The 14,582-nt window shown below is 34.7% G+C and carries 5 protein-coding genes; all 5 read right to left on the bottom strand.

Translation table 11 applies throughout. The annotated features are described in order from the left end of the window. Positions 1–176: 176 nt before the first annotated feature. Entirely contained in the window at positions 177–1,400 is a 1,224-nt protein-coding gene (locus tag FLACOL7796_RS00470; protein ID WP_173968718.1) for a gliding motility-associated C-terminal domain-containing protein, read from the bottom strand. Positions 1,401–1,516: 116 nt separating this feature from the next. Then, on the bottom strand, positions 1,517–3,913 hold the full coding sequence (locus tag FLACOL7796_RS00465; protein WP_173968717.1) for a hypothetical protein: 2,397 nt from the start codon (positions 3,911–3,913) through the stop codon (positions 1,517–1,519). 103 nt (positions 3,914–4,016) lie between these two features. Continuing rightward, positions 4,017–10,733, bottom strand: a complete 6,717-nt coding sequence (locus FLACOL7796_RS00460) for a beta strand repeat-containing protein (RefSeq protein ID WP_173968715.1) — start codon at positions 10,731–10,733, stop codon at positions 4,017–4,019. 322 nt (positions 10,734–11,055) lie between these two features. Then, positions 11,056–13,317 carry an OmpA family protein gene (locus FLACOL7796_RS00455; protein ID WP_173968713.1) on the bottom strand — a complete coding sequence of 754 codons (2,262 nt, stop codon included), beginning with the start codon at positions 13,315–13,317 and terminating at the stop codon, positions 11,056–11,058. Between the two features lie 85 nt (positions 13,318–13,402). Further along, a complete protein-coding gene (locus FLACOL7796_RS00450; protein ID WP_173968711.1) occupies positions 13,403–14,335 on the bottom strand; it encodes a PorP/SprF family type IX secretion system membrane protein in 933 nt (310 codons plus the stop codon). Between the last annotated feature and the right edge of the window lie 247 nt (positions 14,336–14,582).

The raw sequence follows: 14,582 nt of genomic DNA, 5'->3' as shown, positions 1-14,582 counted from the left end.
ATTATTATTAATAAAAAACTTATAATTAGTTAAAGCCTCAATTATATTTCCTGACTTTAGATTTGATCGGCTTAACTTGAATGTTCTGAAGATTATAATTACAGCTAAAAAATGCCGTTGCTTTGATACGAGATCTTAGCAACGGCATTAGTTCATTATATTAAACTTGAAAAAGCTTAGTCATTATTAATATATAAATAACCTACTTTGTCTTTATATCCATTGGATGTTTTAAATTTTAGTACATAAAAATAGGTTCCGGTTGGCAATCCTTCCGATTTATTTACTGTAACTCTGCCTTCAGAGATTCCTCTAAACCAATTTCCGTTTACTCCATAATTAGAGGTTTCAAATACCTTCACGCCATAGCGATTGTATATTTGTAGAGAATTATCCGAAAACTTTTCTAATCCGGTAATATTGAAATAATCATTTAATCCGTCTCCGTTTGGCGATACAGCATTATAAACTACAACATCGTCAACGGTTGCAATTCTAATTTTACCCAGTGTAAAAATCCCGGATTTATTAATTGCTGCAGTTACAGTTTCATTTTGATTATCCACCGCCGAAGTAAAAAATTTCCACTTTGATTCGGTATCGTCCCAACTTACAATTGCCAGTGAATAATCTGAATCTTCTTTTGTCAATTCGGTTGGCGTTGTAGCGTTATTCCAACTTAATGATAAAGCCACATCTACAGTAGATTGATTGCTTTCGAACTCCCAGTATTCATTAGCATTAATTAATGTAATCAGATCATCCTTTTGCGTATGAGGATATAAATTATTGGAGTTTTCAAGCACATATTTACTCTTAAAGAAATTGTTAGACAAACCAATTTGACTGATTGAAGCTGGTCTGAAATAACCTCCAGATCCTATCGGAAATTCAAATCCGTAATTGCCATTGCGCTCTACAAAACCATCAACATAACTCTCATTGCTTGAATTGTCTGGCCTTGCATCTGATTCAAAAATAAAACTTCCTCCTGAATTAGTATTCGAAATTATTCCTTTATTAAAATCAGAAAATCCATAAACACTAATCATTCCGGATAATAAAAATGCGGGCTGAGCCATTCTGTTTTCAAAACGTACATTGTTGAATTCGCTTAACTCATTACCTGAAATAATTTGAGCTTTTTCTAAACCTTTAAAATGTGTTAATCCTGATGTTTCTTTTGGACTAAAAGTGACTAATCCGTCATTGTTATAATTCGAATAAACAATAAATTGCCCGTCATTAATAAAATCTCCTGTTGGTCTGTTATCAAAATCTCCTATTGTCGCAAATTCAGTTTTTGAGAGAACTGCCATTGCTCCCGTATTCACTGTTTGCGCACTTATTTTACCAATAAACAATACTGATAAAACTATTTTAATATAAATTCTGGTCATCTTTTTTATTTAAAATGTTACCTCCAAAGCATTAATACTTCTTTTCAATTTAATGCTTACTTATAAAAAACACCTCAATTATTATATTGATAAAAGAGGTGTTTTTGTGTTTCTAATTAGGGAATCATGTAACTAGAATTAACATTTTCCTGAGCATATTTAATAGCCCATGCCATTGTATTCGCATACATAATACTGTTATAAACCGTAACGCCTCCCATATATGGTTTTGATTGCGGAATACCTGTTGTTGTGATTCTCGCAGGCCATGTATCTGTAGATGTATTTGATGACGTTCCTGCCGTCCAGCCAGAATCTCCAATGTACATGTATCCTAAGGTGTTATGTCTAAAAGAGAATATTCTGCTTGCATTTCCGTTTTGAGTTGCCAATGTGGTTACATTAGCCGGTACATTGGTTACATAATAAGAGTTGTTTACGTCAGCTCCGGCATTAAGTCCTTTTATGTTTCCAAAAGGACCCTCTAAAATAGGATCTGAAACATTTAAAAGAGGATTTGTGTTAGTCGTTCCTGTTCCTGAAACGGATACTGATGAACCACAAACTGCATTAATTAAATCGGCTGTACTTCCTGTATTATTTTCCTGAGAATGTATTAAAACTCCTTTTTTATTTTTAACAAAATCATTCAAAACTGCGATTGAAGCTGCATTTGGCGTATGATTATATCCTAAAACTATAATATCAATATTGTTGGTATTAATTAAGTTTCTTAATGCTGTTCCTTCATTATAAGCTCCGTTAATAATTTGTATATTTTGAATTTGTACTGTACCAGTAGGACCAAAATTTGCTGTAGAAGCTAATATTGCTCGTGAAGCTTCTGCTGTACCTGCACTACCCGGCTGATACATTCCTCCTCCTAATCCTAAAACTTTCATGGTACGGAAAACAAATGATATGTTTTTATTACAAGCCGAACCTCCATTGGTACTATTTGCTGTTACCGCATAGGTAAATGAACCGCCTGACAATGGCGTTCCTGTAGCAGTCATTACCACATTTTGTGCTCCTGTTGTAGCAAATGTTCCTGATGCCGAGAAACTGATTCCGTTTACTGTATTGGTATTTATTGTGTAGGCTCCCACATAACTCACGTTTACAGGAACTGTCATTGTATTCGTTCCGGACATTGCTATTCCTGGGGCATACGTTCCGCTTGTTGTAATACCTGAACAATTTGTGGTATAAGCTACAGGTTGTCCTGCAATCGTAACTTTTAGCGTACAAGTTCCTGTAAATCCAGGTGTTCCGGATACAATAAAATCTGTAATTCCTCCTGAAACCGGTTTTCCTGAACCTAAAAGAGTTACAGTTTGTTCTCCAAGAGTCGATAGATTTACTAATCCTGAAGTAAATGAAATTCCGTTTGCTGTTGTGCTCGTAATTGTTGTCTGACCTGTTGCTGTAACATTAATTGGTAAGGTAATAGTATTACCGGCAACCAAAGTAACATCCTGCATATAGGTTCCGTTTTGTATTGCATTTGCGCAATTTACAGTATAGCCAACAGGCGCTACCGTAACCGGAATACCTGAACAAGAAGCTCCCGCAACTGTAGTTGCATTTGAGGAAAGATTAAAATTATTTATTCCCGAAGCTGTTGGTGTTCCTGTTCCTAACAATTCTATGGTTTGGGTGCCTGTTGCTGTAAACGTACCTGTTGCACTAAATGAATAACCGTTTACTGTATTGGTTTTCATGCTCCAAAAACCAGTATTGGTAACGTTTACACTTACTGTTAACTTGTTTGATGCATTAAGCGGAATCCCTATAAAATAAGATCCTTCGGCATTTATAGCAGCACATGATATTGCAAAATCAACATTGGCTTTCTCTACAAAAATGTGAGGTGTACAAGCTGCATCTTTTCCATTTAATGAAATCTCTACTGCATCTCCGACATTTCCCACATCATAACCATTATTAGGCGTACCAACTCCAGGCAAGTTTAAGACATAAGTACCTGCATTAGGAAAAGTTCCGCTGGTATTAAAATAATAACCGTTAGTTGTTGTCGCCGAAACTGTATAGGTTCCCGGTTGTGTTACCGTTACCGGAATTGTCAGGTAATTGGCTAATGTTAGTGTTTCTCCTTGTTTGAAAACTCCATTTGCTTTTACCAGATTACATTGTGCTGTAGAAATATCAAAAACTGCAGGTGGTGGCGTACCACAGATACTTAACCATACACTTTGTGCTTTGCTCCAATAATCAAAACATCCTGTTGTGGTATTAAATATCAATAATCCATCCGTTAAATTTGCAGCTGATATTGCATCTCTTTGTGCAGTTGTAAGCCTGGAAGTAAGCATTCCTTTGTTGGTACTTTCCAACTCAAAAAGAGCTCCCGGAACCGCTTTTTCTGCTCCGCTGCTTACTGAACCGTCTTTTATTTTTGTACTTTCTAACTGAGCAAAAACTGAGCAACTTAGTAAACTGAATACCATTGCAAAAGCAATCTTTCGTATTTTATGTATTCCTATTTTCATAATTTAATGTTTAAGTATGAGAATTACATTAGTCGAAGTAAAGGCATTTAGCATTATATACTAAATACCTTGTTTACTTCTTTACTAACTCTAATCTGTTTCTTTAATTAACTTTTTCTGCAATAAATTTTTCTAATTTTTCTAAACGTTCATTCATTGAGTCTGAAGCTTCTTTTAAATCTTTAATCATTTTATCTTTTGCTTCAATTTCTTTACTTTGAAGTTCATTTATTTTATTTTGCTCAATAATGTGCAAGTAAATCTCTTCGGTTTTTTCTAGTAATTGTATGGATAGTTCAGACATATTAAACGAATAACCTTCTTTTGTTTTTTCTAGTTCATTAATTGGAGTTATACCCGGAAGGTGTTTGTTCTTTTTAATGAATTCTTCAATTTCGGCCAATTGTTTAAATTTATAATCGGCTTTAATTGGAGAGTAACCCTGGAAATAATCTTCAAATACATAATCGGCATAGAAACTATTTACTGTAGTAATACTTCCGTTTACTCGTAGTTTTTCATTTGGAGCCTTTGATGGTTCTGTGTATCCAATTCCTACCCAGCCATTTGTATAGATGTCCTCTGTGTTTAACGTCGCTCCTACTTTAGTCTGTGAACTAAACCATGGCTCTTTTACTGCATTACTTAGGTCAATGCTTTTTACAACCTTGCTTTCATTTCTATAATCCAGAGTTCCAGTCGCAGAGTTTACTTCTAATGTTGTTATTGTTTCTGCATCACCAACCAAATCAACCAATTTAAATTCGGATGCAATTCCTTTTTCATCATTATAAATTAAAGAGTGTTCTGCTCCATCATAAGTTAATGAGGTTAGTGTCTCTGTACCTTTCACTAAAACAGACAAATCAATCGGATTTGCAACATTCTTTTCATCTGTATACGTTAAAGTATGTTTATCAATTACTTGTCCATCTATAGTTTCCTGAGTAACACCATGAACCAGAGAAGTTACCGTTTCTTTAATTTCAACCGGAGTTCCTCCTGCTTCATTTGTATAAGTCGCAATCGTATTTCCTGTTGTAACTACCGGAGCTACAATTGTTAAAGTTTCAGCCGCACCTACTAAATCAACTAATTGAATTACGGTTGGTGTTCCGCTTTCTCCGTTATAAGTCAACGTTTTAGCTGATGCATCGTAAACTAATGTTGTTTGCGTTTCTGCATCGCCTACTAAATCCGTTAATTTGAATACAGCTGGTTGATTCTTTTCGTCTTTGTACGTTAACGTATGCGCAACGTCATCATAAGATAAACTTGTTAATGTTTCTTCGTTTTTGATCACGTTCGTAAGTTCTGTTACAAACTTAGAATCGTTTACAATTGTTGAAGCGTTATTGATCACATCAGCAACAACATCAATAGTCGTAGGCGTTTTATCCTCGCTTGTATATAAATAGGTTCCGTTGTTATTATTCGCTAATGTCGTTACCGTTTCAGCTGCTCCAACTAAATCTACAAGCTGAATAACTGTTGGCGTTCCGCTTTCTCCGTTATATGTTAATGTTTTAGCTGATGCATCGTAAACCAATGTTGTTTGCGTTTCTGCATCACCCACTAAATCCGTTAATTTGAATACATTCGGCTGATTCTTTTCGTCTTTGTACGTTAAAGTATGAGCAACATCGTCATAAGACAAACTTGTTAATGTTTCTTCATTTTTGATAACGTTCGTTAATTCAGTAACAAACTTAGAATCATTTACAATTGTCGAAGCGTTATTAATCACATCGGCAACAACATCAATAGTCGTTGGCGTTTTATCCTCGCTTGTATATAAATATGTTCCGTTGTTATTGTTGGCTAAAGTTGTTACCGTTTCTTCCGTTTTCACAACATTTGTTACCTCGGTAATAAATTTAGGATCATTAACAATCGTTGAGGCATTATTGATCACATCGGCAACAACATCGATAGTCGTTGGCGTTTTATTCTCGCTGGTGTATAAATACGTTCCGTTGTTATTATTCGCTAAAGTTGTTACGGTTTCAGCAGCTCCAACTAAATCAACCAATTGAATTACCGTTGGCGTTCCGCTTTCTCCATTATAAGTCAACGTTTTAGCTGATGCATCGTAAACTAATGTTGTTTGCGTTTCTGCATCGCCCACTAAATCCGTTAATTTGAATACAGATGGTTGGTTCTTTTCGTCTTTATACGTTAAAGTATGCGCAACATCATCATAAGATAAACTTGTTAGTGTTTCTTCGTTTTTGATAACGTTCGTTAATTCAGTAACAAACTTAGAATCGTTTACAATTGTTGAAGCATTGTTTATCACATCGACAACAACATCAATAGTCGTTGGCGTTTTATCCTCGCTTGTGTATAAATACGTTCCGTTGTTATTGTTCGCTAAAGTTGTTACGGTTTCTTCCGTTTTAACAACATTTGTTACCTCAGTAATAAACTTCGGATCATTTACAATTGTTGAAGCATTATTAATTACATCGGCAACTACATCAATAGTTGTAGGTGTTTTGTCCTCGCTTGTATATAAATATGTTCCGTTGTTATTATTCGCTAAAGTAGTTACCGTTTCTTCTGTTTTAACCACATTTGTTACCTCAGTAATAAACTTCGGATCATTTACAATTGTTGACGCATTATTGATCACATCAGCAACAACATCAATAGTCGTAGGCGTTTTATCCTCGCTTGTATATAAATATGTTCCGTTGTTATTATTCGCTAATGTCGTTACCGTTTCAGCTGCTCCAACTAAATCTACAAGCTGAATAACTGTTGGCGTTCCGCTTTCTCCGTTATAGGTTAATGTTTTAGCTGATGCATCGTAAACCAATGTTGTTTGCGTTTCGGCATCGCCTACTAAATCCGTTAATTTGAATACAGATGGCTGGTTCTTTTCGTCTTTGTACGTTAAAGTATGGGCAACATCATCATAAGATAAACTTGTTAATGTTTCTTCGCTTTTGATAACGTTCGTAAGCTCAGTTACAAACTTAGAATCGTTTACAATTGTCGAAGCGTTATTGATTACATCGGCAACAACATCAATAGTCGTTGGTGTTTTATCCTCGCTTGTGTATAGATATGTTCCGTTGTTATTATTCGCTAAAGTTGTTACCGTTTCTTCTGTTTTCACAACATTTGTTACCTCGGTAATGAACTTCGGATCATTTACAATTGTTGACGCATTATTGATCACATCGGCAACAACATCAATAGTTGTAGGCGTTTTATCCTCGCTTGTATATAAATACGTTCCGTTATTATTATTCGCTAAAGTTGTTACGGTTTCAGCCGCACCTACTAAATCAACCAATTGAATTACAGTTGGTGTTCCGCTTTCTCCATTATAAGTCAATGTTTTTGCTGATGCATCGTAAACCAATGTTGTCTGAGTTTCTGCATCACCAACTAAATCCGTTAATTTGAATACAGATGGCTGGTTCTTTTCATCTTTATACGTTAAAGTATGAGCAACATCATCGTAAGATAAACTTGTTAGTGTTTCTTCGTTTTTGATAACATTCGTAAGCTCTGTTACAAACTTAGGATCATTTACAATTGTTGAGGCATTGTTAATCACATCGGCAACAACATCAATAGTCGTTGGCGTTTTATCTTCGCTTGTGTATAAATATGTTCCGTTATTATTGTTCGCTAAAGTTGTTACGGTTTCTTCCGTTTTAACCACATTTGTTACCTCAGTTATAAACTTCGGATCATTTACAATTGTTGACGCATTATTGATTACATCGGCAACAACATCAATAGTTGTAGGCGTTTTATCCTCGCTTGTATATAAATACGTTCCGTTGTTATTGTTCGCTAAAGTTGTTACCGTTTCAGCAGCTCCAACTAAATCAACCAATTGGATTACCGTTGGTGTTCCACTTTCTCCATTATAGATTAATGTTTTGGCAGATGCATCATAAACCAATGTCGTTTGCGTTTCGGCATCGCCCACTAAATCTGTTAATTTAAATACAGCTGGTTGGTTCTTCTCGTCTTTATACGTTAAAGTATGAGCAACATCATCATAAGATAAACTTGTTAATGTTTCTTCGTTTTTGATAACGTTCGTTAATTCAGTAACAAACTTAGAATCGTTTACAATTGTTGATGCATTGTTGATCACATCGGCAACAACATCAATAGTCGTTGGCGTTTTATCTTCGCTTGTGTATAAATATGTTCCGTTATTATTGTTCGCTAAAGTTGTTACGGTTTCTTCCGTTTTAACCACATTTGTTACCTCAGTTATAAACTTCGGATCATTTACAATTGTTGACGCATTATTGATTACATCGGCAACAACATCAATAGTGGTTGGCGTTTTATCCTCACTTGTATATAAATATGTTCCGTTGTTATTGTTCGCTAATGTCGTTACAGTTTCAGCTGCTCCAACTAAATCTACAAGCTGAATTACCGTTGGCGTTCCGCTTTCTCCATTATAAGTCAACGTTTTGGCTGATGCATCGTAAACTAATGTTGTTTGCGTTTCTGCATCCCCCACTAAATCCGTTAGTTTGAATACATTCGGCTGATTCTTTTCGTCTTTATACGTTAAAGTATGAGCTACATCATCGTAAGATAAACTTGTTAGTGTTTCTTCATTTTTGATAACGTTCGTTAGTTCAGTTACAAACTTAGAATCGTTTATAATTGTCGACGCATTATTGATTACATCGGCAACAACATCAATAGTCGTTGGTGTTTTATCCTCGCTTGTGTATAAATACGTTCCGTTATTATTGTTCGCTAATGTTGTTACCGTTTCTTCTGTTTTAACCACATTTGTTACTTCCGTAATAAACTTCGGATCATTTACAATTGTTGATGCATTGTTGATCACATCAGCAACAACATCAATAGTCGTAGGTGTTTTGTCCTCGCTTGTATATAAATATGTTCCGTTGTTATTGTTAGTCAGCGTTGTTACAGTTTCAGCAGCTCCAACTAAATCAACTAATTGGATTACCGTTGGTGTTCCGCTTTCTCCATTATAAGTCAAAGTTTTAGCTGATGCATCGTAAACCAATGTTGTTTGCGTTTCTGCATCGCCAACTAAATCTGTTAATTTGAATACCGCTGGTTGATTCTTTTCGTCTTTGTACGTTAAAGTATGAGCAACGTCATCGTAAGATAAACTTGTTAATGTTTCTTCGCTTTTGATAACGTTAGTTAATTCGGTTACAAACTTAGAATCGTTTACAATTGTTGAAGCGTTATTGATCACATCGGCAACAACATCAATAGTCGTTGGTGTTTTGTCCTCGCTTGTATATAAATATGTTCCGTTATTATTGTTCGCTAAAGTTGTTACGGTTTCTTCCGTTTTAACCACATTTGTTACCTCGGTAATAAACTTCGGATCATTTACAATTGTTGATGCATTATTGATCACATCGGCAACAACATCAATAGTTGTAGGCGTTTTATCCTCGCTTGTATATAAATATGTTCCGTTGTTGTTATTAGCTAAAGTTGTTACGGTTTCAGCCGCACCTACTAAATCAACCAATTGAATTACAGTTGGTGTTCCGCTTTCTCCATTATAAGTCAATGTTTTTGCTGATGCATCGTAAACCAATGTTGTCTGAGTTTCTGCATCACCAACTAAATCCGTTAATTTGAATACAGATGGCTGGTTCTTTTCATCTTTATACGTTAAAGTATGAGCAACATCATCGTAAGATAAACTTGTTAGTGTTTCTTCGTTTTTGATAACATTCGTAAGCTCTGTTACAAACTTAGGATCATTTACAATTGTTGAGGCATTGTTAATTACATCGGCAACAACATCAATAGTTGTAGGCGTTTTATCTTCGCTTGTATATAAATATGTTCCGTTGTTATTGTTCGCTAAAGTTGTGATCGTTTCATTCGCTTTTACAATTTCACTGATATTTACAACCTGAATATCTCCGTTTTTATCGGTATACGTAAACTCATTCATTACTGGATTGTACGAAACATTGCCTTCTACTTTTGTTATAAAAGTATTCAGAACGTTTGTTACAGCAGGATTGTTTACGATCGTTTCAAAATTATTCGCAACATCGGCAGGAATATCAATTACTACTTTATCGCCTTTTTCATTGGCGTAAGTATAGGTTCCGTTATTATGGTTTGTTAGTATTGTAATCGTTTCATTCGCTTTTACAATCTCACTGATATTTACAACCTGAGTATCTCCGTTTTTATCGGTATACGTAAACTCATTCATTACAGGATTGTACGAAACGTTTCCTTCTACTTTTGTTATAAAAGTATTCAGAACGTTTGTTACAGCCGGATTGTTTACGATCGTTTCAAAATTATTCGCAACATCCGCAGGAACATCAATTATTACTTTATCGCCTTTTTCATTGGCGTAAGTATAGGTTCCGTTGTTATGGTTTGTTAGTATTGTAATCGTCTCGTATTTTTTTACAATAGTATCAAAGCTTATTGTTTGATTGTTACCTGATTCATCAACATAAACAAATTCATTTGTTACGGGATTATAAATCACTGTACCGGCATTAGATTCAATCTCTCCAGCAACCACAATCCTGTTCCATTTGTTATCATACCAATAGTAATATCCTGGTTTAACATCTGCAATTGTCGCAGTATTAAATATTAATAAACTATTTATGTTGCCATTTGCAATCGTAGTAACATCTGTTGAATTCTTTAATGCAATTCTTGGTATTAAAATACCTTTATCATTTGCCACGACTTCTAACTGAGAAGAAGCATTGGGCATTGTTGTCCCTATACCCACTTGAGAATAGGCCGAGTAACCACCTAGCACAAAAATTAATGGAAGTAATTTATTCTTCATAAGATATAATTATTATGAGTTATTTATAATCCCTGTTCTTCAACTTAATCCTGCTAAATTTTCTTAGCTATTAGATTGTTAATTGTTTTATAACATGAACTTTAATTCCCGGCAAAAGTATGTGCTAAGTCTGCTTTCGAACTGCCACATAAACTTTTAAAATCATCATGAAAAGTTACAAATGACAAAAAAGAATAATAAAAGACAAACCCGATTCAACATACTGATTAACAATTCACAACAAAAAAATAATTCCTAAAAAAAGGGCTCAACTTTTAATAAAGTCAAGCCCTTTTTTGCGTACAGGATAGTAATAATATGTCTAGTTTTTCGGTTCCTTTATTACCATAATAAATTCCGAACGTCTGTTTAATTCATGTTCTTTTTCTGTGCATTTTACACCATTACTGCAATTATTTATAAGTTGGGTTTCTCCATATCCATCGCCCCAAACTCTATCTCTTCTAATTCCGCCTTCCAAAACAATATAGTCCATCGTAGTTTTGGCTCTGTTTTTAGACAATCTCATATTATAATCATCTTTACCTCTGCTGTCTGTGTGTGATCGCACTTCGATAGCAATACTCGGACGTGTCTTCATTAGATTAATTATTTTATCTAATTCTAATTTTGATGATTTACGAATTGTATACCCTCCGTAATCAAAATAAATAGGACTGAGTTTTAATTTATCTGTAAGATTGTCTCCTTCATTTAGTGTAACAACTTTATCATCTACAATTACCGATAGTTCATTAAATAAAGTTACCGGAATTTCCTTTTTTTCTGATATTTTAAGTCCGTCTACAAATACTCTTTCTGTTGCATATCCCTTCTTATTAAACTCAAAACTATAATTTTTAAGCGGCGGCAAATCCAAAGAATATTTTCCGGATGCATCGCTGGTAACAGTTTTAATCTTCTCGTTTAATTCATTAAAAATGATTATTTCAACTTCCGGTAATATTTCTCCGGACAAACTATCTTTTACAGTTCCGGAATAAATCGGATTTAGTTTAAAAGGAAAAACGATAGATTTTGTTTCTAAAAATTGATACAAATCATCCTCACCTTTTCCTCCTTTTCGATTAGAAGAGAAAAATCCTCTTTTAGAATCGCTGTCTATTGCATAAGCAAAATCATCACTTACTGAATTTATAGGCTCGCCGGCATTGACAACTGCATATTTTCCGTTACTATCTTTTGCTGCTGCAAAAACATCTAAACCGCCAAGTCCCGGATGTCCATCTGAAGAGAAATACAATATCCCGCTATCGTCTACAAACGGAAACGTTTCCCGGCCATACGTATTTATTTCCTCGCCTAACGATGCTGCTGTAAAGGCAAAACCACCACCTTTTTTTCTTTCGACTACATATAAATCGGTGTCGCTTATTTGTTTTTTTCTGTTCGATACAAAGTACAATTCGCTATTGTCCGGACTTAAAGCCGGATGTGCCGATGAAGTTCCTGCCAAATTGATGGGCGCCGGAAGTTCGCGTACATTAACCCATTTATTATTTACTTTTTGAGCCTGAAAAATTTTCAAATGCGATATTGGTTTGCCTCCAGTTTTCTTTTTTGTTTCGTTATAAGGCACCAGTCTTGTAAAATACATCGTGAGACCGTTACTGGTAAGAACCGGCGTACTTTGATGAAATTTTGAATTAATTTCTCCCGATAATTTCTTCTCATTACGAAGTTTTCCCTGTTCATCAATTTGAGCGGTATACAATTTAAGAAAAGGTTTATCATTCCAACTGTGCTTGCTTGCAAAAATTCCCGAATCCTTTGCTGTAGCATAAATCACATCGCTGTATTTAGGCAATTTTACAATAGGTTTAATAGCACTTTCCGGATTTTGAATTTTATCAATTTCGGCTGTTTTCGCAGGGTCTTTACTATTTGCTGCGTTCTTATTCTTGTTTAAAAATTCTCCTTTTGCCCCGAGTTTATTGTTATCTTCCCTACGTCTTTTTTCGGCATTCTCTCTTATAATTCTTGCCTTTTCTCTCTTTTCGATTTTAGCAATTTCAAGAGCTTGCTGAATTGCTTCTTCATTAGGTACTAATGCGCTTCCAAAGTCTGAAGATGCTGAATTTATTCCGGCATCGCCTAAATCATTATAACGATTCGACTGCAATTCGACAGCTTTAAAAAAGACATCCGGAGTCCAATTTTGCGCTTGTTCTTTATTACCTGCTTTCTCATAAAAAGCACTCATTATTTCTAGTCCTTGTTTGTATTGGTCATTTGCTCTTAAGCAGACAGAATATCTGTGATAATATTCTGGCGGATTTGAAGCACTTTCTTCCATCATTTTTGTGTACCACGGTAATGCTTTAACGTAATCTGCATTAAAGAAATAAGTATCGCCTAATCGTCCGTAAATTTCTGCCGATTTATAGCCTTTTTTAACTAATTGTTCATAGAGTTTTCCGGCTTTAAAAAATGAAAAATTCTCATATTGTGCATTTGCTTTGGCAAGTTTTTTATCGTTTTTCTTTGTCAGATCCTGTGAAAAACTCATAGAAGTTACCAGACAAAAAAGTAAAACAACAATTCTGTGTATTTTTATTTTCATAATTAAAAGGTTATGCAAAATCAACCAAACTGATTATTTTTCAAACACTTATCTGGCTGATATTTTGATTAATTTAAAAATTGATTTAGAAGAATCTTGGAGAAATCATTCCTGATCTGATTCCCTTTAATTCAAATCTTAGGAATATCTCATGAGATCCGGAATTGTAATTGGCCAGCTTTGTAGTTTCAGCATCGTACGCATATCCTACAAACCAGGAATCTGATATTTGAAAACCTGCAAGAGCACTTACAGAGGCACTCCAACGGTATGCCAGACCGGCTGTGAATTTTTCATTAAACAAAAAATTAGCAGAAATATCGGTCTGAAGCGGTGCTCCCTGAACCACTTTGGTAAGAAGTGAAGGTTTAAACTTTAGATTATAATCTAAGTCAAAAACATAACCCGCCATTAAATAATAATGCATACGTTCTTTTACGACATAACTTTGCGCTTCGTCTTTTGCCGACTTATCGTAATGACTACTTTCGAGCATATTAGGAACCGATAATCCTATATATGATTTATCAGAATGAAAATAAACTCCTGCCCCAATATTGGGCGAAAATTTATTATCAATATTGTTCTGAAATCTTGGATCTGAAGGATCGTATATGTTTAATTTGGTAAAATCGACATCGAGTAAATTTGCCGTTCCTTTTAACCCAAAAGATAATTTGTAATAAGGTGAAGTTTCAATAGAATACGAAAGATCTACAGCAACATTATTTTCTACCATTGGTCCTATTCGATCATTGATTACTGATACACCTAAACCCAAATTATACCCAATCGGAGCATTAACAGATACAGAATTGGTTGTTGGCGCACCATCTAAACCCACCCATTGTGTTCTGTGCATACCAAAAATACTAACTGCACCCCGGGAACCTGCATAAGCCGGATTAATATTAATTGTATTGTACATGTATTGTGTATACTGTGCATCCTGCTGCCCAAGCATTATACTGGAATAGCAACAAAAGATAACTGCTATAAATAAATTTAACCTTTTCATATTGTCCCTGTTTTTAAAATATCGGCAAAATTATAGCTTCAGAAGATGGTCATACTACCACAGTAATTCATAAAATCATCATGAAAAGGCAAAAAGAAACCAGGATCACAAAGTTTTTTTAACCACTTAATAATCAATACTTAAAACTTCAATCATCCGTAAATAAAAAACCCGATCACAATAGATGCAATCGGGAAAATTTCCAAAAATTAAATACCAAAAATGATTGTACTGCTTTCTTTATTTC

It is taken from the genome of Flavobacterium bizetiae, from assembly GCF_902804475.1.
GTDB lineage: Bacteria > Bacteroidota > Bacteroidia > Flavobacteriales > Flavobacteriaceae > Flavobacterium > Flavobacterium bizetiae.
The sequence above is the reverse complement of the archived record's forward strand: the minus strand, read 5'-3'. Positions and strand labels throughout refer to the sequence as shown.